The following is an 18,109-nucleotide window of genomic DNA, read 5'->3' on the forward strand; positions in this document are numbered from 1 at the left end:
GTCAAGCGTCAAGAACTCTTGACGCTTTGTCAAGCGGCGTGCTTACCTGGACGCCATGCAGACCCCTGAGGTGACCGACATCGTCGACCGGCTGCGGACCCTGGTCGAGGAGCGCTACGTGTTCCCCGACGCGGCCGCCGAGATCTCCGCACGGCTCGCCGCCCGCCGCGACAGCTACCCCACCGACCTCGCCGCGTTCGCCGCGGCGGTCACCGCCGACCTGCAGTCCGTCAACGGCGACAAGCACCTGCGCCTGCTGCACCACGCCGAACCACAGCCGGAGCAGGTCCCCGGCGACGACGCGGCCGAGTACGCGGCGATGGCGCAATGGGCCGACCGCACCTGTGGCGGAGTCGCCGCAGCACGCCGCCTGCCCGGCGACGTCGGCCTGCTGGAGATCACACCGGTGCTGTTCCCCGCCGTGCTCGTCGGCGACGTGTACGCCGCGGCGTTCACACTGCTCGCGCCGGTGCAGGCGCTGATCGTCGACCTGCGCGGGTGCCTGGGCGGCGAGCCGTCCGCGGTCGGGCTGTTCATGAGCTACCTGTGGGACCACGAGCCGGTGCAGCTGACCGGGATGTACGAGCGCGCCACCGACCAGGTGCGACAGTCGTGGACCCACGCCCACGTGCCCGGCCGCCGATACGGGCGTGACCGGCCGCTGTACGTGCTGACCAGCGAGCGCACCTTCTCCGGCGGGGAGGCGCTCGCGTACGACGTGCAGCAGACCGGCCGCGGCACGGTCGTCGGCGCGCAGACCCGCGGCGGCGCGCACCCGCGCGAGGGCTTCCGCCTGCACCCGCACCTGGAGGCGACGATCTCGGTCGCCCGCGCAGTCAGCCCCGTCTCCGGCACGAACTGGGAGAGCGTCGGCGTGACGCCGGACGTGCCGGTCGCGACCGAACAGGCCCTGGCTGCGGCGTACCGCTCCGCGCTGGAACATGTCTGCCGCCAGGCCGGGCCGTCCGCGGCCGAGGCACGCGCCGCGCTCGACGCCGGCGCACTGCTCTGATCCCCGCGCTGCGCGCAGACTGCTCAGGTTCGCGAAGCGGGCAGACGACCACGCCACGGGCAGGTGGACGTCGGACGTGCCTGATAGACACAAGCCTGTGGGCGGTGCATTGTGGCGGCTGCTCCGGGGACGGTTCGATGGGAGGCAGCGTGGTCACCGAGGAACTGAACGACGCGGTGCGCGCGTGGTGGGATGCCCGCGAAGATCAACGCCGCGTGGGTCCAGGACACGGGACCTGGCCCGTCGGGGAGGTGCACCGCGTCATCGACGCCGTCATCAGTGGCCTGGTGGCACATGGCGTGGCGCGAGAGGACATCCTGACCGGCCAGAGATTCACCTTGGAACGCTCTTATCGATCGATGCCCCGCACGTTCGACATCGCGATCGTGGACGAGGGCGTGCTCGTCGCCGCGATCGATTTCAGCAGCTCAATCGGACCATATTTCGGCAACAACTTCAACAATCGCGTCGACGACTTCCTCGGCCTCGCCGCCGACAACAATCGTGCGCTGTCCGATGACGTGACCCTGCCTTTCAGGCCCTGTCTGGGTATTGTCTTCATGCTTGAGCACTGCGAGCGATCCAGCGTCCCAGTGCGCCTGCCCGCATCCTCGACAGTGCCCCCCTCGCGCCGAAACATGTCTTATCAAGAACTCTACGAACAGACATTTCAGCGATTGCTCGACGACAACATGTACGACGCCATCTGCTACCTCACGACCAGCCGGCCACCCGACTTCGCCGTCCAGGAGCCCTCCGACCGCATGACCTTCTCCTCGTTTCTGCGGCGGGTGGCCGACCGCGTCGCCGCGATCAGGTCGATCAGGCGCAGCGCCGACGCGGGACCGATCGGCCTCGGCCGGCGCCTGGCCGGCCGAGAGGATGTGGATGACGTCCTGTCGGGCATCACGTCGGTCTCCGCAGGGCTGTCCGCCGCCGAAGGCGCCGTCATCCGGCAGCGCCGGCAGGCCGTGGCCGAACTGCAGCAACTCGCCCGCGACCGGAGCACGAACGAGACGCAGATGCACAAGGCGATCGGCGACCGGTACTGGCTCTTCGGCGGCCAATACGTCGGCATGGCCGAGCGCCGTAACCTGGTGCCGCTCGACGAGCACGACATCACCCTGATCTGTGCAGATGGAAGTCTGCACGTCGTCGAATTGAAGGGGCCGGACAGCAGGCTGATCAAACGGCACCGTAATCACTTCATCGTGTCGAGCGAGGTGCACGAAGCCGTCAGCCAGTGCCAGAACTATCTGGTGTCACTGGACGAGATGGGCGCCAGCCTGCGCACCCTACATCGCAATGAACTGGGCCTCGACTACGACTATCGGCGTGCGCGGGGCACTGTGGTCATCGGCCACCCGGATCACGTCAACCTACCGGATGTCACCCGCGAACAGGTCGAACGAACGCTTCGAGCCTACAACGCGCAGCTCACTCGGGTACAGGTGGTGACATACGCCGAACTACTGGACGCCGCGGACCGTGCGCTCATGTTCGCGGCGGAGAGCTCGCACCACTAGGTGAATACACTGCCGCATCACAGCAGCTGTTCCAGGTAGGACTCCATGACGGGAAGAGGGGCCGCGTGCGGACCCTCCCATTCCATGTCGAGGAAGGCGAGCAGGTCGGCAGCCGGGTCGCGGTCGTCGAGCAGCGGCAGCAGGGCGTCGGCGGTCTGCTGGCCGTGCGCGATGAGCAGGTTGACGCGCAGGTAGCCGAAGTCGTAGCCGGGTGTGCCGCGGGAGGCGTTGGTCCAGTCGACAATGCCGGTGAGGCGGCCGTCGCACCACAGCGTGTTGCCGGGGTGGTAATCGCGGTGGAGCAGAGTGGACCGGGCGGGCGGCCCGACGGCCGCGCCGGCTGTGAACGCCCGCTCCCACAGCTCGGGGCGGGTGGTGGCGGCAGGCGGGCGGGCATCGCCGAGCACGACGTACGGCTCCCACGCGGCGACGCCCGTGCCGTCGACGGCGTGCACGGCGTGTGCCGCGGCGACGAGCTGGCGCAGCATGGCCGTCGACGGCGGCGGTTCGGCGGCCGCGCGGTGGGTGGCGCTGGGCAGCATGGTGCCGGGCAGCCAGGTCATCAGCAGGGCCGGGAAGTCGGTGTGCGCACCCGTCGGGTCCACCGCGACGACCTCGGGCACGGGCAGGCCGGTGCCGGACAGCGCGGTGAGCGCGGCGACCTCGTTCGCCGGGGTGAACCACGGATCCTCGACCTGCCAGCCGGGGCGGCACCAGCGGCGCAGCGCGTACCGCCGCCCGTCGGCGGTGTCGACGGCGCTGATGGCGTGCGCGATACCGCCGATGAGCGGGGTCACGGCGGCGATCGGCGCACCGAGGGCGCGGTGCAGCCAGTGCAGCGTCTCGGGCGTCGGCGGCGGATACGGGTTCGCAGGCATGCCGACTACGGTACGAAGTGGCCGATGCCCTGATGCGAGATCAGTTCGCCGCTGGCTTTGAGGCGGTCCAACGCGTTCCGAACACTGCCCAGGCTGCATCCGTAGTGCTCCCTGAGCGCGGGCAGACTTGGCAGCTGATCACCCGACTTGAGTTCTCCGGCCGCGATCTGGCGTCGGATGTCGGCAACGATGTTCGCGGCGCGAGCTGACCCCCGTTGATCGGGTCGCCCGCGACTTTCCCCAGCTAGTTGCTTGGAACAGGTCAACCACCGTCGTCCGCGCGGCACTCGCGAGCCTACGCGCTGGCCAAGGCGACGCGTCGTGAGCACGCCATAGTTCTGGGTTGTCGCCGACGGCACCGGCGTACGGCTGGGCGACGTCGTCGCCACGGAGGACGGCGAGGGTCCCATCGTTGCCGTGACCGTGGCGGGCTGCCCGATCGTCGAGGTCACCTCTGGAAGGCGCGTTGGCGATCACCTCGGCGTGCGGCCCCTCGACATCATCGCCCTGATACGCTGGCGACAGACCGACTGACGAGGCGGCCACTCGCAGATCAGCCCGAGTTGCGCCGGTTACCTACGATAGGTCGGTCGTTCACCGCTGGGACCGCGATCGAGGCGTCGCTGATCTCCGGTGAGGTGCTGCCCAGCAGGCACTACGGCGTCTACTTCGCCATCTTGGCACCGGAGGCGACCGTGGAGGGCGCGACGGTGACCGCGACCGGCGCGGACGGCAGGGTGATCGCCACCGCACCCGTGCCCGCCGGGTGAGTTAGAGCCGGAAGTCCAGGTCGGCGGGGACGACCGCGACCTCCAGCTGTGCCTTCTGCAACCGGCCGGAGTAGTCCCAGTTCAACGCCTGCCAGCGGGTGAACTGGTCGAGCACCCACATGCCGGACTGGCGGCTGCCGTTGCCGGAGCGGCCGTTGCCGCCGAACGGCAGGTGCGCCTCCGCGCCGGAGGTCGAGTTGTTGACGCTGACCATGCCCGCGCCGATGCCGCGCCGGAACGCGAACGCCTTCTTCGGGTCCGTGGTGTAGATCGCGCTGGACAGCCCGTACCCGGGGGCGTTGGCCAGCTCTATCGCCTCGTCGAGGGCGCCGTAGGTGGTCACGCCGACGAGCGGGCCGAACGTCTCGTGGTCGAAGAGGTCGTCGCCGGGACGCACCCCGTCGACGATCACCGGGTGGTAGAACAGGCCGCTCGCCGGGTCGCCGACGAAACCGGCGCGGGGGTTGTCCGCGGTGATCCGGCCGGTCGCCCCGTACACCCGCTGCCCGCCGGTGATCCAACCCAGATATTTCTCGTACGAGGCGGCGAAGCGCTCGTCGAGCAGCGGTCCGTACAGGACGTCGCGGGTCGGGTCGCCGACCGCGGCGGCGGCCGTCGCCGCGGCGAAGCGGCGCAGGAACTCGGCGTGCACCGACTCGTGCACGATGGCGGTGCCCAGCGACGTGCAGCGCTGGCCGGCGGTGCCGAACCCGGCGAACAAGGCGCCCTCGACCGCCAGGTCCAGGTCGGCGTCCTCGGTGACCACCATCGGGTTCTTGCCGCCCAGCTCCAGGCACGGGCTCTGCAGGTGGCGGCCGCACAGCTCGCCGATCGCGCGGCCGACCTCGGTCGAGCCGGTGAAGCCGACCTTCTGCACCAGCCCCTCCTCCAGCGCGTGGGACAGGCCCGTGAAGGTCTCCGGGCCGTCGGCGTGCACCAGGTTCAGCACCCCGGCGGGCAGACCGGCCCGGACGAACAGCTGGTAGAGGGCGTCGGCGGCGGCCGCGGCGTACAGGGCGGGCTTCCACACCACGGTGTTGCCGCACAGCAGCGCGGGGACCAGGTACCAGGACGGCACGGCGACCGGGAAGTTGCCCGCCGTGATGATCATCGCGGTGCCGACCGGTTCGCGGAAGGTGAACAGCTGCTTGTCCGGCATCTCCGACGGCACGGTCTGGCCGTAGAGGCGGCGGCCCTCGCCGAGGAAGAACCGGCAGGTGTCGACGATCTCCTGCACCTCGCCGCGCGATTCGGCCAGCGGCTTGCCGATCTCGCGGGTGACCAGCCGCGCCAGTGCCTCGGCGTTGGCCTCGACCAGCGCGCCGATGTTCGCCACGACCTGGCCGCGGACCGGCGCGGGCACGTCGGCCCAGGCACGCTGCGCGGCGTGCGCCGACCGGGCGGCCGAGGTGATCGTGGCCGGGTCGGCGAGGACCACCTGCGCCACGACGTCGTCCAGGTCGGCGGGGTTGCGGCTGCCCAGCACGCGGGCCCCGGCCGGAACCGGCCCGCCGTCGATCATCGAACGAAGCATGCCAAGCATCATGCCCCCGCGCGCAGCGTGCGCCAAGGTCCGGCCCGGCGCTTCATTTCATGTGAGAATGTCCGAATGCAGCGAGTAACAGGTATCGGCGGTGTCTTCCTCCGCGCCCGCGATGCCGAAGTCCTGCGGGCCTGGTACGCCACCCACCTCGGCATCGATGTCAGAGAATGGGGCGGGCACACTTTCCGCTGGCACGCGGGTGGCACGACGACCTGGACGGTCCTGGAGAAGGACGCCGACTACCTCGACCCCGACCAGCCGTACATGATGAACTTCCGGGTCGACGACCTCGACGCGATGCTCGCCCAGCTGCGGTCCGCCGGGGTCAGGGTCGCCGACGAGGTCGAGGACGGCGAGTTCGGGCGGTTCGGCTGGGCGTACGACGTCGAGGACAACCGCTTCGAGCTGTGGCAGCCGCCGCGCGGCCGATGAAACCTTTCCTCACCGGCACCCGGGTCTGGCCTGCGGGCTGGACCCGCCTGCATGTGTACCTGCTCCCCGACCTCCAGCGCGACCAGGGCCTCGCCCGGCTCGTGCACGGCTGCCGGGCGGCGATGGCCCCGTTCGGCTTCCTCAACCCGGTGCCCGACCCGTGGCTGCACGTCACCGTCCAGCCGGTGATGGGCATCCCCGCCGCCGAGATCGGCCCCGGTGAGCGCGACAAGCTCACCGCGCGGCTCACCGAGGCGCTGTCCGAGGTGCCCGCGTTCACCCTCACCGCCGGCTCCGCGCTGGCCAGCGTCACCGTCGTGCTCGCCGATCTGGACGGCGACCTGCCTGGCGAGCCCCTGCACACGGTGTACACCCGCACCCGGGCCGCGATCTCCGATGTGCTCGGCAGCGAGGCCGTCGCCTACCAGGCGATGCCCGGCCATCTCACGCTCGCCTACGCCACCGGGTCCGGCGACTCCGGCCGGGTGCAGGCCGCGCTGCGCCAGGTGCGCCCCGGCCACGCCGCGCTGACCGTACGCGAGGTGCACCTGCTCGACGTCGCGCAGGACACCCGTACGGCCGGATACCGGTGGACGCCGGTGGCCCGCATCCCGCTCGCCACGCCGCCTCGTCGAACCTGATGTGCGCACGTCACCCGCCGTGTCGCCGCCCCTGACGTGGGATCCGCCGCGACAGCAGACCCCGGCACGTGCCATCATCGCGACATGCTCGAGCAGTGGCGCACCATCGCGGACCTGGACGCGGCACGGCAACGCTTCGAGGCGGCCATCCCCGGCTGGCAGCCGCCGGCCGCGTTCGGCGTCGCCCGGCTCGTCTCCGGGCGTCCCGTGTTCGCGCGCGTCGCGGTCGGCGACGGCTTCCTGCCCGCGGTGGTGCTGGCCAGCGTCTGCGGGCACAGCGGCGGCTCAGCGTCCTATCCGCTCACCCCGGCCGCCCTCGACCGCGTGATCGCGCTGCTGACACCCGCCGTGGCCTGCACCGAGCTGCCGCACCCCAACCTGCACGCCTGGCGCGGGCTGCGCCAGCAGCTCAGCCTCGGCGAGCACGCGCTCGCGGCGTTCGCCGGCGACCTGTCCATGCCGTCCGACGACCCCCACGTCACCGCGATGCTCGAACAGGCCGCGGTCACCCGGTAACCGCGTCTGCGGCGGACATGGACGGAACCGCCGCGGGTGCCGGTCCGTCGGTGATGGCATGAAGCTGCGTGCGGCAATCCTGCTCGTCCTCGCCACGGTCGGCATCGGTCTCGTCGTGGTCGTCTCCCCGGCGCAGCCCGCCTGGGCCTGCTCCTGCGCGCACACCCCGGCCGAACAGGACGAGCGGGCCCAGCGCACCGTCACCGGCACCGTCACGCAGGTGACCGACGAGGGGGTCCGGCTCACGGTCGACTCCGTGGTCAAGGGCGACGCCAGGGTCGGTGAAACGCTCGGGCTGCGGGTGAACCGCAGCGAGGTCAGCTGCGGCTACGACTTCCGCGTCGGCGCGCGGTACCAGGTGAACGCGAACAACGGCGCCACCGGGCTGTGCATCGGCGTCCGCCCGCTGCCCGCCGCGTCCGCGGCCGTCCCGACCGCCACGGCAGTCCCGCCGTCTGCGGCGGTCCCGACGCCCGCGCCGGCCGAATCCGCTCCTGTCCGAACGAGCCGCTGGTGGCTGGCACCCGGCGCGTTACTGGTGATCCTCGCCGCCGGACTGGTCGCGGTGGCACTGCGGCGCCGGGGATCAGCCCGGTAGGACGGTCGTGGGCGCCGGTCAGCCGTGTCGGGCCATGCGGCGGGTCAGTTCGGTGGCCCGGTGCAGCTGCACGCCGCGGGCCTGGCCGGTGACGAAACCGCGCATCGGCGCGGCCATGGTGATCTCCATCTGATCGTCCACGGTCGTGCCGTCGCCGTCCGGAGTCAGCCGCACCGTCCACTCCAGTCGCACCCCACCGGGGCTGACCACGCTCTGGCGCAGCGCCGCGCCGGGTTCGACCACGCGCAGGCGCACCCGGATCAGGTTGTCCCAGCGCAGCACCTTCAGGAACCGGAAGCGTTCGACGGCGACGTAGTCGGTCACCGGCACGCCCTGCTCGTCGGTGCCGCGACGCACGTCGCGCACCTCGACGACCAGCGGCGACAGCCCGATGTAGTGCTGCGGCTCGGTCAGGTGCGCGAAGACGGTCTCCGGCGGGGAGTCGACGCGCCAGGAGTGGGCGAGGTGAGCGACGGCCATCGCGACAGCGTAGTGGGCGCGCTCAGGCCAGGAACCGGTAGTGGGTCGTCAGCCGCAGGTCGTCGTCGAGCACGTGGAACGCCAGCCCCGGCGGCGCGTCGTAGTCCATCGGCGGGTCCGCGCCCTCCCACGGCAGCCGCAGCCGCGAGACCACCCCCGGCGCGACCAGCAGCGGCCTGCCCGCGAACGTCGTCGCGGCCGGGCTGTGCGCGTGCCCGCACAGCACCGCGAGCACGTTCGGGAACTCTGCGAGGAGGTCGGCCAGCGGCTGGGCGTCGTGCAGGCGCAGCGCGTCGATGAACGGGACGCGCAACTCGACCGGCGGGTGGTGCATGCAGATCAGGACCGGGCCGTCGGTGCCGGTCAGCACACCGCGCAGCCAGTCCAGCGTCTCGTCGTCGAGCCGGCCGTCGTCGCGGCCCGGGATGGTGGAGTCGCACAGCGCGAGGGTCACGCCGCCGACGACGGCCACGCGGTTGACCGGGCCGTCGGCCGCGGGCTCGCCGAGCAGCCCGGCGCGATAGGCCGCGCGCACGTCGTGGTTGCCGGGCAGGGTCAGCGCGCCGGGCACGGTGGCGAGGGCCTTGGCCGCCTCTTCGTACTCGTGCGGCAGGCCGTGGTCGGCGATGTCGCCGGTGACCAGGACGACGTCCACCGGGTGCGGCAGCGCTGCCAGGTAGGCCAGCACCCGGGCACTGCGCTCGGCGGCGCGCGGGCCGCCGTCGAAGTGCGTGTCGCTGACCTGCGCAATGACGATCACGAGAATCCCCCCGTTCTGCGGACAGCCAGTCTCACGCCGCCACCACCCGGCCCGCCAGAGCCAATCCGCCCCGCCTGGCCCGTGCCCTCCGTCCGGCGGGCGTCGCCGTCGGCACCAGTTTCAAGGAAACCGGCCCTTGCGACATGGCGAAAGCTGCAGTTTCCCCGAAACTGCAGGCGCGCTGACCCGCCCGAAGGCGCAGGGCTCGCCGGGCGCGACGCGGATCCGGTGCGGTCAGCAGGCGTCGACGATGACCTCGGTGCGCAGGCGCTGGTAGACGTCGGGGTCGACGGTGCCGGCGACCGGGGACAGCACCGCGGCCGCCGACAGCGCCACGGCGTCGCGCAGCCGCTCGGGCCAGGGCTGCCCGGCCAGCAGGCCGCGGGCCAGGGCCGCCACGCAGGCGTCGCCCGCGCCGGTGGGGTTGCCGGTCAGCGGCTCGGCCAGCCGGGCGCGCCACACGCCCTGCGCGCTGACCGCGACCAGGCCGCCGCCGCCCAGCGACGCGACCACGTCGCCCGCGCCGAGCTCGCGCAGCGCCGCGACGGCCGTGCGGGCCGCGTCGGGGCCGTCCACGCGGATGCCGGTGAGCGCGTGCAGTTCGGACGCGTTGGGTTTGACCAGGTCGGGCTGCACCCGCAGACCCTGGCGGAGCGGGTCGCCGTCGGCGTCGAGGATCGTGGCGGCGCCGGCCGCGTGGGCCAGGGCGAGCAGTTCCGCGTACGCCGTCGCGGGCACGCCCGGGGGCAGCGAGCCGGACAGCACGACGACCTTGACCCCGGCCAGCAGTGCGGCGAAGTGCGCGGTGAACGCCGACCACTCGGCGGCGGAGACGGTCGGGCCGGGCTCCCAGAAGCCGGTGGCGTCGGCGCGGTCGGCGACCACGACGGTGCGCCGGGCGTCGCCGGTCACCGGCAGGAACGCCTCGGCGACGTCGTCGGCGACGAGCAGCTCGCGCAGCCGCTGCCCGGTGGGTCCGCCGGCCAGGCCGGTGGCCAGCACCGGGGTGCCGAGCCCGTGCAGCACCCGGGCCACGTTGACGCCCTTGCCGCCGGCGCGTTCGGCCACCGCCGCGACCCGGTGCGTCGCGTACGGGGTCAGCGCGTCGACCTGATAGGTGACGTCGAGGGCGGCGTTCGGGGTCACGGTGAGGATCACGGAGTCACCTTAACCGCCGTTACGGAGACCAGTTCGAGGCTCGTCAATACGTATCGCCGCGGAGCATCCGGAATGTCCTGAAGGTGAGGTACGGCGACCGTGGTGCAGCCCGCCCCCTCCGCCGAAGCCAGCCCGGCCAGGCTGTCCTCGACGGCCACGCAGCGCGACGGGTCCACGCCCAGCAGCGCCGCCGCGGTGGCGTACGGCAGCGGGTCCGGTTTGTGCCGCGGCACGTCGTCGGCGGTGACCGTGTGCGCGAACGCCGCCCGGCCCAGCACGTCGAGGATGATCTCCGTGTCGGCCCGGCCCGACGAGGTGACCAGCGCACACGGCATACCGGTCGCGATCAGTTCGTCGAGCAGCCGCCGCGCACCCGGGCGCAGCCGCACGCCGACCTCGGCGACCCGGCGCTTGACCGCCTGGTCGATCCACAGGTCCAGGTCGGCGGGCAAGTGCCGCCCGCCGGTGGCCGCGCCCACCACCGCGACGATGGACGCCACCGTCCCGCCGATGAGCCGCGCCTGGTCGAGCGGCTCCGCGCCCAGTTCTGCGGCCACGCCGAGCACCGCCTCGATCCACAGCGACTCGGTGTCGACCAGGGTGCCGTCCATGTCGAGCAGCACGGCGTCGTACGAGCCGAGGTCGAACCGCATCACGCCTCCATGACGAACGTGCTCAGCACCGCCCAGTGGTCCGAGGTCCACTCATTGTCGGCGTGGTGCGGCATCTGCCGCGGCTCGCCCACGCCCACGGTGTCCGACGCCACTGGTCGCAGCGCCCCCGCGTAGTGCACGAAGTCGATGCGGTCCTGCGGTTCGAGCACGCCCTCCTGCTGCTCGTGCCAGTGGTTGAGCGGCGACCAGGTGTGGCCGGGCTTGGCCTTCGCGTCGGGGTGCACCACCCGGTAGGAGTCGCGCAGCCCGGCCCGCTCGACCGCGACGCTGACCTGCCACGGCAGGTTCGGCCAGTCCAGGTGCGAGGGCACGTTGAAGTCGCCGGTGAGCAGGACCGGCAGGTCTCGCTCGGCCAGGGCCGGGCGCATCGCGTCGATGATGTCGGCGATCTGGCGCGGCCGGCCCGCCTCCTCCTCGCGCGCCAGCACCTGCGGCACGGTCATGCCGGACAGGTGGAAGTCGTAGGGCCCGTACGGCTCGTAGTTCAGGTGCGCGCTCCAGACCACGAGCTCGCGGCCGGTGGGCAGCTGGACGCGCGCGCCGACGCCGCGCAGGGACTCGTCGCCGTAGCGCTGCGTGATCGGGTGGGGCGAGATGATGCCGCAGCTGCCGCCCTGGTGGTGGTGCCAGCCGAGGTCCTCGGCCAGCTCACGGGCCGCCTCGCCGAGGGTCTCCTGCAGGCCGACCACGTCGGGTGCCTGCTCGCGCAGAAACGCGAGCTGCTTGGGCCGGGCGTCGTCGACGAAGCGGCCGGCCAGCCACAGGTTCCACGACATGACCTTCAGGTAACCGTTGTCTACGCCCATCGCCGCTCAACACTCCTGCTCGCACAATGACATCCCGGCGGTCCCTCACCGGCCTCGCAGCGCAGCAGCGTATCCGTTTCCATCCCGGCGGGAAACACCCGGCCCGCCGCTACAGCGTCTCGGCGTCCGGGATGCCCAGCTCATGGCTGTACGCCGCGTCGAGTTCGGCCCAGCCGTGGTTCTTGGCCTCGCTGCCCCGGATCGGGGGCACCGGGTCGCCGTCGAGCAGCCGCCCGGCGACCACCAGGCACAGGTGCCAGCCCGCCGCGACCTTCGGCACCCAGGTGCGGTCGGCCATGGTGTGCCGCAGGGTGAGCCGCGTGCCGGTGGCCGTGCCCGCGAGCTCCCAGCGCAGCAGGTCCTCGCCCCACGTGTAGACGAGCAGGTGCGGCGGCTCGGCGCGCTGCACGGTCGCGGACAGGTCCTCGGCGTGCTCGCCGTCGATCATCGTCAGGGTCGCCGGGCCGGTGCGGCCGAGGCCGCGGTCGGCCAGGAAGGGGGCCCACTGCGCGAGTTGACCGGGTTCGGTGAGCGCGGCCCACACCTTCGCGGGCGGGTGGGCCAGGTCGCGCTGCAGAACCAGGGTCCAGCGCTCCCCCGACGGGTGGCACTCGACCGGCCAGATCGGGCCGGGGTCGATGGTGTTCATGGTCGTCACTCCTGGTTGTCGAGATGCCGTTCCAGCGCGTCGAGGTGGCGGTCCCACAGCCGGCGGTACTGCGCCAGCCAGTGCTCCATCTCGGCGAACGGCTCCGGTTCGATGCGGTAGATCCGCTGCTGGGCGGCGATGCGGCTGGACACGAAACCCGCCTCGCGCAGCACCCGCAGGTGTTTGGAGACGGCGGGCTGGCTCATGCCGAGCCGGTCCACGAGCTCGCCGACGCTGCACTCGGCGCCGCGCAGGTGCTCCAGGATGCGCAGCCGGTTCGCCTCACCGAGCACCGCGAACGCTCCCACCACCGTCACGCTCTTAACATGCCTTCTTGGTTATATGCCTGTCAAGTCGTACACAAGAATTCCCGCGGAATCGGGAAGGAGTCTTAACAGTTTTTGGTTCATGATCAGCATGACAGTCGCACCATCCGGTACGGGTCGCATGTGGACCCGTGACTTCGCCCTCTACTTCGTCGCCCGCGCCATCGCCCTGCTCGGCGACGGCATGCTGCCTGTCGCCGTGGCCCTCGCGGTGCGCTCGGCCGGGCACGGCGACTCCGGCGTCGGGCTGGTGCTCGCCTCGTGGATGACCCCGCTGGTCGCCCTCATCCTGTTCGGCGGCGTCTTCGCCGACCGCTTCGGCGCGCGCCGCCTGATGATCGGCGCGGACGCGGTACGCGTGGTCACCCAGTCCGTCCTCGCGGTCGCGCTGATCACCGGCGACTCGCCGCTGTGGCTGCTGGTGACGATGTCGGCGCTGGCCGGGGCAGCCGCCGCCATGTTCCAGCCCGGCGTCGCCAGCATGGTGCCGCGCGTCGCCGCCGACGTGCAGCGCGCCAACGGGGCACTGCGCGTGGCCGACGCCGGGGCGCAGCTGCTCGGGCCCGCGCTGTCGGCGACGCTCGTGGTGCTGACGGGGCCCGGCACGGTGTACGCCATCAACGCCGCGACCTTCGCCGTCAGCGCGCTGTGCCTGCTGGCGCTGCGGCTGCCGCCGGTCGTCCGCGCCCCGAGACCCGACGTCACCATCCGCCGCGACCTGCGCGAGGGCTGGCACGAGTTCCGGTCGCGCAGCTGGATGTGGAGCGTGATCCTGATCTGGGTGGTGTTCGGCGTGACGCTGTTCGGTCCGTACATCCCGCTCAGCTCCGGCGTGATCACCGGCTACCTGGGCGAGAGCGCGTACGGCTGGACGATGTCGGCGATGGGCGGCGGCACCGTGCTCGGCGGACTGGTCGCGATGCGGGTGCGCCCGGCGCGGCCGCTGGCCGCGGGCGGCTTGGCGATGTTCGGCTTCGCGCTCATCCCGCTGTCGGTGTCGGTGCACGCGCCGTTCGGGCTGCTGCTGGGGGCGCATGCCGTCGGCGGCGCGGCGTGGGCGTTCTGGTCGGTCATGTGGGCCACCAGCGTGCAGACCCAGGTGCCGAACGCGGTGCTCAACCGGGTCTCCGCGTACGAGATCGCGGGCTCCGTCGCGGGCATCCCCGTCGGCCAGGTCCTCGCCGGGCCCGCCGCCGCCCTGGTCGGCGCCGACCAGGTGCTGGGCGTCTCCGCCCTGGTCGGCGTGCTCGGCTGCGCCGTGCTGCTCGCCGTGCGCCCGGTCCGCCACCTCCGCCGCGCCCCCGCCTGAGGAAAGGAAGGGCACCTTCTTATCGCTATGTGTTGTGGAAGGTGCCCTTCCTTCGCTCCGGACGCTTTCGGGGCGGGGTGGCGGCGGGGGGTCACGCGTCCTGGTCGACCTTCGAGGTCTGCTGGACCCACGTCACCAGCTCGGCGAAGTCGCGTTCGACGTCGGCGACGGTGTCGCCCGCGAGCAGCGCCGCGCCGAGCCCGGCGCCGGAGGAGGTGCGCGGGTCGACCACCCGGTCGCCGGGCGCCAGCCACACGTGGGCCTCGCGCACCCCGGGACGCTCGGCGATCTGCTCCGGGCCGGGCGCCGACACCAGGCGGCCGGCGGGCAGCGGCAGCCAGCCGTGGGCGTAGCTGCCCGCGCGGGCCGGCCGCTGCCGTCCGGCGGGCAGGCGCAGCACCGCCCGCGCCCACTCGTCGTGCAGGTCGATGCCGAACTTCAGCTCCGCCATCACGTCGGCCTTGCCGCCGCAGACCCGGCCACCGCATTCGCTGAAGACGAAACCGTCCTCGTCCAGGAACGCCTCCAGGTGGAAGACGCCGTCGGTGTGGCCGAGGGCGCGCATCGCCGCCTCGGCCAGCTCCCAGCCCTGCCGGTACAGCTCTGGACGCTCGGCCGGGTCCTGCGCCACGTACAGCATGTGCGCGCCGTCCCGCATCCGGATCAGGTTGCTCTGGTAGCGGGAGATGGCCAGGTGCCGCACCCGCCCGCCGCGGACGACGCCGTCGACGGCGTGCTCGTGGCCTGCCATGAACCGCTCCAGCAGCCACGGACCGCGCTTGCGGGAGTCCAGCAGGCGCTCGCGCGCCTCGTCGGCGGCCGCCGGGCCGCCCAGCACGACGGTGTCGCGAGCGCCCGCGCCCGCCAGCGGCTTGAGCACGCTGGGATAGGCCGGCACCCGCAGGTCCCGGATGTCGTCGACGACCCAGCAGTCGGCCACCCGCAGGCCGGCCTGCCGGATGCGGCGCTTCTGCAACTGCTTGTCCCGCAGGTTCATGGCCGTGGACAGGGGCATCCAGGACCGGTCGCCGCCGATCGCCGCGGCCGTCACCATGGTGAACTCCTGCTGGCTGCATACGACGTCGAAGTCGGCGGGCCGCAGGCCCTGCCGCGCCAGACCGGCCAGGACCGACTCGGCGCCGCCCGGGTCGGCGACCCGCACCGACCGGTGCGGCCGCTGCCCGAACGTCGCGTGGTCGTCGTCGCCCGGCCGGAACACGCAGGTGACCTCGGCGCCCAGGCGGCGCAGCGCGGCGACGGCCTTCGGACGCCAGCCGACCAGCAGCACGGCGGTCATGCCGCCACCTGCCCGGCCGCGGTGCCGCACGCGCCCCGGCCACCGGCCAAGGCGTTCACAAAGATCGCGAACCCGTTCATCGAAAGCACCTCTTCCGCTGCTGCCAACAATGCAGCGCAACGTATTCGGCGACTTATTAAGGCCCTATTAAGAGGCGATTAGCGAACGATGTTGCGAGGTCAGCGTGCCGGAATCGCACCATCAGCGCATTCACGGCATCGACGCCGACCGTTTCCTAACATGTTGTTCACAGGTCCCGGGGCACAATCCGCGCAGCGAATACGACGCGCAGGAGGTGACACGTGGCAGCCCGGATCCTGGTCGCCGACGACGACCCGAAACTCGTGCAGGTGCTCCGGATGTACCTGGAGCACGAGGGCCACAGCGTGCTGACGGTCGCCGACGGCCGTGCCGCGCTCGACCAGTGCCGGACCCGCAACCCGGACCTGGTCGTGCTCGACGTGATGATGCCCGAGGTCGACGGGCTGGACGTGTGCCACATCCTGCGCCGCGAGTCCGCCGTGCCGATCATCCTGCTCACCGCCCGCAGCACCGAGAACGACATCCTGCTCGGGCTCGACCTCGGCGCCGACGACTACATCACCAAGCCCTACAGCCCCCGCCAGCTCGTCGCACGGGTGCGTGCCCTGCTGCGCCGCACCGGCGCGGTCCCGGCCGGCCCGGCCGGGCCGGTCGTCGTCGGCGACCTCGTCGTGGACGCCGACAGCTTCGAGGTGCGGATCGGCGGGCGGGCGGTGGCGCTGACCGCCAAGGAGTTCGGCATCCTGGAGGTGCTGGCCGCCGAACCCGGCCGCGCCTTCACCCGGGCGCAGATCATCGACCGCGCCTTCGGCTTCGACCAGGACGTCCTGGAACGCACCGTCGACGTGCACGTCGTCAACCTGCGCCGCAAGATCGAGCCGGATCCGGGCGAGCCGCGCTACGTCCAGACCGTCTACGGCCGCGGCTACCGCATGGCCCAGCCGGGCGCATGACCTTCCGGATCAGGGTGTTCGCGCTGGTGGCCGTCGTCGTGCTGCTCGCCGCCGGAGTCAGCACGTACCTCACGCTCACCCTCGCCCAGAACGCGGTGACCTCGTCCGCGACCGCCCAGCAGCAGCTCATGCGGCAGATCGCCGAAGAGGTCACCCGGTACGGCCGCGACCACGGCACCTGGGAAGGCGTAGCCGAGGTGGCCGCCGGCATCGCCCGCCGGACCGGACGGCGCATCCGGCTCGACACCCAGGACGGCGCGGTCGGCGTCGTGGACACCGCGGTGCTGGCCGGCGAGCCGGTGACCCCGATGACGAAGCTGACCTTCCCGATCGACGCCCGGCCGCAGCTCGACCTCCCCCAAGCCTCGGGACAGGAGCGGCAGATCACGCTGCAGGCGATCGAGGAGTACCGGCAGGAGATCCGGTTCGCCGCCTGCCTGTCCCGCGCGGGCATGCAACCGCAGGCCGTCACGACCCACTACGGGCTGCCGCTCATCACGCACACCATGGCCCCGCCCGACACGGTCGCCGAGTGCCGCACGGGCACCGCGAGCCAGCCGCGCTCGATCACCCGCGACCAGGAGGAGGTCGGCCGCTGCTTCGACACGCCCGCCGAGAAGACCGCCCCCGGCTCCCGCTCCGCCGCCCCCCGCACCCTGGAAACCGATCCGGCACAGCACCTGCGGACCTGTCTGCGCGAGGTGTTCCTCACCCGGATCGGCATCGTCGGACCCGAGCCGCTGCGGCTGGCCGTCAGCTCCGAGGACGGCATCGACACCACACCGATCATGCTGGCCTTCAGCGTGGTCGCCGTGCCGATCGTGCTCGGCTCCCTCCTGCTGAGCCGGCACGTGCTGCGCCCCATCCAGCGCCTGACGGTGGCCACCCGCCGCTTCGGGGAAGGCTCCCTGGACCAGCGCGTGGCCGTGCAGGGCGGTGACGAACTGGCCCAGCTCGCCGTCACGTTCAACGGCATGGCCGACTCCCTGCAGCACGCCGAGGAACAGCAACGGCGCATGATCGCCGACATCGCCCACGAACTGCGCACGCCGCTGGCGAACGTGCGCGCCTACCTCGAGGCGCTGGAGGACGGCCTGGTCAGCGCCGACGAGACGCTGTTCCGTTCGCTGCACGAGGAGACCATGCTGCAGCAGCGGATCATCGACGACCTGCAGACGCTGGCCCTGGCCGAGGCGGGCGCGCTCGCGTACGACCGGTCCACGGTCGACGTCGGCGAGCTGCTCGACAGCTGCCGGGCGGCGCACCAGCCCGCGGCCGCGGCCGTCGCCGTCGAACTCGCGGTGGCCGCCGGGCCCGCGCTGCTCGTGCACGCCGACGCGGGCAGGCTGCGGCAGGCGGTGGGCAACCTGGTGACCAACGCGGTCCGGCACGCGCCCGCGGGCACGACCGTCACGCTGGCGGCCCTGCGGGTCGGGCATGACGTGCAGATACAGGTCACCGACCGCGGTTGCGGCATCCCGCCCGACGACCAGCGGCGGGTGTTCCAGCGGTTCTGGCGGGCCGACCGGGCGCGGACGCGGGCCACCGGCGGCAGCGGGCTGGGGCTGACCATCGCCCGGCAGATCACCGTCGACCACGGCGGCACGATCGGGCTGGTCAGCGAACCCGGCCACGGCACGACCTTCATGATCTCCCTGCCGGTCGGCGAGACGACGCCCGCCGCAGGTCGCGGCCTGTCCGGGGGCAGGAAGGCACCCTTGCATGACGTATAGCGATGT

The 18,109-nt window shown here is 72.2% G+C and carries 21 protein-coding genes; 10 read left to right on the plus strand and 11 right to left on the minus strand.

Going from position 1 to position 18,109, the window contains the following annotated elements:
- The first annotated feature begins 55 nt into the window (after window positions 1-55).
- Together HAV39_RS17915 and HAV39_RS17920 are read left to right on the plus strand one after the other, a co-directional pair.
- The gene (locus HAV39_RS17915) at window positions 56-1,012 is read left to right on the plus strand and encodes a S41 family peptidase (RefSeq protein ID WP_191840356.1); all 957 of its coding nucleotides are present in this window, start codon (window positions 56-58) and stop codon (window positions 1,010-1,012) included.
- 149 nt (window positions 1,013-1,161) lie between these two features.
- Entirely contained in the window at window positions 1,162-2,538 is a 1,377-nt protein-coding gene (locus HAV39_RS17920) for a Shedu anti-phage system protein SduA domain-containing protein (RefSeq protein ID WP_191840357.1), read from the plus strand.
- Between the two features lie 17 nt (window positions 2,539-2,555).
- Here HAV39_RS17920 and HAV39_RS17925 read toward each other — a convergent pair whose 3' ends face one another.
- Window positions 2,556-3,416, minus strand: coding sequence for a phosphotransferase family protein (locus HAV39_RS17925; protein ID WP_191840358.1), 861 nt, complete (start codon window positions 3,414-3,416; stop codon window positions 2,556-2,558).
- A 5-nt stretch (window positions 3,417-3,421) separates the two neighbouring features.
- Window positions 3,422-3,826: a winged helix-turn-helix domain-containing protein gene (locus HAV39_RS17930; protein ID WP_203736399.1), complete on the minus strand. Its 405-nt coding sequence runs from the start codon at window positions 3,824-3,826 to the stop codon at window positions 3,422-3,424.
- A gap of 153 nt (window positions 3,827-3,979) precedes the next feature.
- Between HAV39_RS17930 and HAV39_RS17935 the strand changes: the two genes are divergently transcribed.
- Complete coding sequence (locus tag HAV39_RS17935; RefSeq protein WP_191840360.1) at window positions 3,980-4,186, plus strand: hypothetical protein; 207 nt, start codon at window positions 3,980-3,982, stop codon at window positions 4,184-4,186.
- A gap of 1 nt (window position 4,187) precedes the next feature.
- Here HAV39_RS17935 and HAV39_RS17940 read toward each other — a convergent pair whose 3' ends face one another.
- Window positions 4,188-5,720 (minus strand): aldehyde dehydrogenase family protein, encoded by a 1,533-nt coding sequence (locus tag HAV39_RS17940; protein WP_239120752.1) that lies wholly within the window; start codon window positions 5,718-5,720, stop codon window positions 4,188-4,190.
- Window positions 5,721-5,795: 75 nt separating this feature from the next.
- On the opposite strand from HAV39_RS17940, the gene HAV39_RS17945 reads away from it, so the two are divergent.
- The 4 genes from HAV39_RS17945 (at window position 5,796) to HAV39_RS17960 (ending at window position 7,916) form a co-directional block, all read left to right on the plus strand.
- Entirely contained in the window at window positions 5,796-6,161 is a 366-nt protein-coding gene (locus HAV39_RS17945) for a VOC family protein (protein WP_191840362.1), read from the plus strand.
- Entirely contained in the window at window positions 6,158-6,802 is a 645-nt protein-coding gene (locus HAV39_RS17950) for a 2'-5' RNA ligase family protein (protein ID WP_191840363.1), read from the plus strand. The genes HAV39_RS17945 and HAV39_RS17950 overlap by 4 nt, the downstream gene beginning before the upstream one ends.
- A gap of 84 nt (window positions 6,803-6,886) precedes the next feature.
- Window positions 6,887-7,318 (plus strand): hypothetical protein, encoded by a 432-nt coding sequence (locus HAV39_RS17955; protein ID WP_155385541.1) that lies wholly within the window; start codon window positions 6,887-6,889, stop codon window positions 7,316-7,318.
- Window positions 7,319-7,376: 58 nt separating this feature from the next.
- Window positions 7,377-7,916, plus strand: coding sequence for a hypothetical protein (locus tag HAV39_RS17960; protein ID WP_191840364.1), 540 nt, complete (start codon window positions 7,377-7,379; stop codon window positions 7,914-7,916).
- Between the two features lie 18 nt (window positions 7,917-7,934).
- Here HAV39_RS17960 and HAV39_RS17965 read toward each other — a convergent pair whose 3' ends face one another.
- The 7 genes from HAV39_RS17965 to HAV39_RS17995 all read right to left on the minus strand — a co-directional run bounded on the left by HAV39_RS17965 (window position 7,935) and on the right by HAV39_RS17995 (window position 12,760).
- The gene (locus tag HAV39_RS17965; protein ID WP_191840365.1) at window positions 7,935-8,396 is read right to left on the minus strand and encodes an SRPBCC family protein; all 462 of its coding nucleotides are present in this window, start codon (window positions 8,394-8,396) and stop codon (window positions 7,935-7,937) included.
- A 22-nt stretch (window positions 8,397-8,418) separates the two neighbouring features.
- Window positions 8,419-9,156, minus strand: a complete 738-nt coding sequence (locus HAV39_RS17970) for a metallophosphoesterase (protein WP_191840366.1) — start codon at window positions 9,154-9,156, stop codon at window positions 8,419-8,421.
- A 234-nt stretch (window positions 9,157-9,390) separates the two neighbouring features.
- A complete protein-coding gene (locus HAV39_RS17975) occupies window positions 9,391-10,314 on the minus strand; it encodes a 1-phosphofructokinase family hexose kinase (RefSeq protein WP_191840367.1) in 924 nt (307 codons plus the stop codon).
- Complete coding sequence (locus tag HAV39_RS17980; RefSeq protein WP_191840368.1) at window positions 10,311-10,967, minus strand: HAD family hydrolase; 657 nt, start codon at window positions 10,965-10,967, stop codon at window positions 10,311-10,313. Before HAV39_RS17980 ends, HAV39_RS17975 begins: the two co-directional genes overlap by 4 nt.
- Window positions 10,967-11,794: an endonuclease/exonuclease/phosphatase family protein gene (locus tag HAV39_RS17985; protein ID WP_191840369.1), complete on the minus strand. Its 828-nt coding sequence runs from the start codon at window positions 11,792-11,794 to the stop codon at window positions 10,967-10,969. The genes HAV39_RS17980 and HAV39_RS17985 overlap by 1 nt, the downstream gene beginning before the upstream one ends.
- A 109-nt stretch (window positions 11,795-11,903) precedes the next feature.
- Window positions 11,904-12,443, minus strand: coding sequence for an SRPBCC family protein (locus tag HAV39_RS17990; protein ID WP_191840370.1), 540 nt, complete (start codon window positions 12,441-12,443; stop codon window positions 11,904-11,906).
- A 5-nt stretch (window positions 12,444-12,448) separates the two neighbouring features.
- On the minus strand, window positions 12,449-12,760 hold the full coding sequence (locus tag HAV39_RS17995) for an ArsR/SmtB family transcription factor (RefSeq protein WP_239120753.1): 312 nt from the start codon (window positions 12,758-12,760) through the stop codon (window positions 12,449-12,451).
- A gap of 100 nt (window positions 12,761-12,860) precedes the next feature.
- Between HAV39_RS17995 and HAV39_RS18000 the strand changes: the two genes are divergently transcribed.
- Window positions 12,861-14,078 carry an MFS transporter gene (locus tag HAV39_RS18000; RefSeq protein ID WP_239120754.1) on the plus strand — a complete coding sequence of 406 codons (1,218 nt, stop codon included), beginning with the start codon at window positions 12,861-12,863 and terminating at the stop codon, window positions 14,076-14,078.
- A 91-nt stretch (window positions 14,079-14,169) separates the two neighbouring features.
- Here HAV39_RS18000 and HAV39_RS18005 read toward each other — a convergent pair whose 3' ends face one another.
- The gene (locus HAV39_RS18005; RefSeq protein ID WP_191840371.1) at window positions 14,170-15,375 is read right to left on the minus strand and encodes an ATP-grasp domain-containing protein; all 1,206 of its coding nucleotides are present in this window, start codon (window positions 15,373-15,375) and stop codon (window positions 14,170-14,172) included.
- 302 nt (window positions 15,376-15,677) lie between these two features.
- Here HAV39_RS18005 and HAV39_RS18010 point away from each other — a divergent pair, with 302 nt between their 5' ends.
- Together HAV39_RS18010 and HAV39_RS18015 are read left to right on the plus strand one after the other, a co-directional pair.
- Window positions 15,678-16,370 carry a response regulator transcription factor gene (locus tag HAV39_RS18010; RefSeq protein ID WP_191840372.1) on the plus strand — a complete coding sequence of 231 codons (693 nt, stop codon included), beginning with the start codon at window positions 15,678-15,680 and terminating at the stop codon, window positions 16,368-16,370.
- The gene (locus HAV39_RS18015) at window positions 16,367-18,103 is read left to right on the plus strand and encodes a sensor histidine kinase (protein WP_191840373.1); all 1,737 of its coding nucleotides are present in this window, start codon (window positions 16,367-16,369) and stop codon (window positions 18,101-18,103) included. Before HAV39_RS18010 ends, HAV39_RS18015 begins: the two co-directional genes overlap by 4 nt.
- The last annotated feature ends 6 nt before the right edge of the window (window positions 18,104-18,109 follow it).

The organism is Catellatospora chokoriensis, from assembly GCF_011297315.1.
Taxonomy (GTDB): domain Bacteria; phylum Actinomycetota; class Actinomycetes; order Mycobacteriales; family Micromonosporaceae; genus Catellatospora; species Catellatospora citrea.

Bases quoted from the DNA above. Each gene is read 5' to 3' on its own strand.
- HAV39_RS17915 (WP_191840356.1), top strand. From the start codon at position 56: ATGCAGACCCCTGAGGTGACCGACATCGTCGACCGGCTGCGGACCCTG.
- HAV39_RS17925 (WP_191840358.1), bottom strand. From the start codon at position 3,416: ATGCCTGCGAACCCGTATCCGCCGCCGACGCCCGAGACGCTGCACTGG.
- HAV39_RS17930 (WP_203736399.1), bottom strand. From the start codon at position 3,826: ATGGGACCCTCGCCGTCCTCCGTGGCGACGACGTCGCCCAGCCGTACG.
- HAV39_RS17940 (WP_239120752.1), bottom strand. From the start codon at position 5,720: ATGCTTCGTTCGATGATCGACGGCGGGCCGGTTCCGGCCGGGGCCCGC.
- HAV39_RS17945 (WP_191840362.1), top strand. From the start codon at position 5,796: ATGCAGCGAGTAACAGGTATCGGCGGTGTCTTCCTCCGCGCCCGCGAT.
- HAV39_RS17950 (WP_191840363.1), top strand. From the start codon at position 6,158: ATGAAACCTTTCCTCACCGGCACCCGGGTCTGGCCTGCGGGCTGGACC.
- HAV39_RS17955 (WP_155385541.1), top strand. From the start codon at position 6,887: ATGCTCGAGCAGTGGCGCACCATCGCGGACCTGGACGCGGCACGGCAA.
- HAV39_RS17960 (WP_191840364.1), top strand. From the start codon at position 7,377: ATGAAGCTGCGTGCGGCAATCCTGCTCGTCCTCGCCACGGTCGGCATC.
- HAV39_RS17965 (WP_191840365.1), bottom strand. From the start codon at position 8,396: ATGGCCGTCGCTCACCTCGCCCACTCCTGGCGCGTCGACTCCCCGCCG.
- HAV39_RS17980 (WP_191840368.1), bottom strand. From the start codon at position 10,967: ATGCGGTTCGACCTCGGCTCGTACGACGCCGTGCTGCTCGACATGGAC.
- HAV39_RS17985 (WP_191840369.1), bottom strand. From the start codon at position 11,794: ATGGGCGTAGACAACGGTTACCTGAAGGTCATGTCGTGGAACCTGTGG.
- HAV39_RS17990 (WP_191840370.1), bottom strand. From the start codon at position 12,443: ATGAACACCATCGACCCCGGCCCGATCTGGCCGGTCGAGTGCCACCCG.
- HAV39_RS18000 (WP_239120754.1), top strand. From the start codon at position 12,861: ATGACAGTCGCACCATCCGGTACGGGTCGCATGTGGACCCGTGACTTC.
- HAV39_RS18005 (WP_191840371.1), bottom strand. From the start codon at position 15,375: ATGACCGCCGTGCTGCTGGTCGGCTGGCGTCCGAAGGCCGTCGCCGCG.
- HAV39_RS18015 (WP_191840373.1), top strand. From the start codon at position 16,367: ATGACCTTCCGGATCAGGGTGTTCGCGCTGGTGGCCGTCGTCGTGCTG.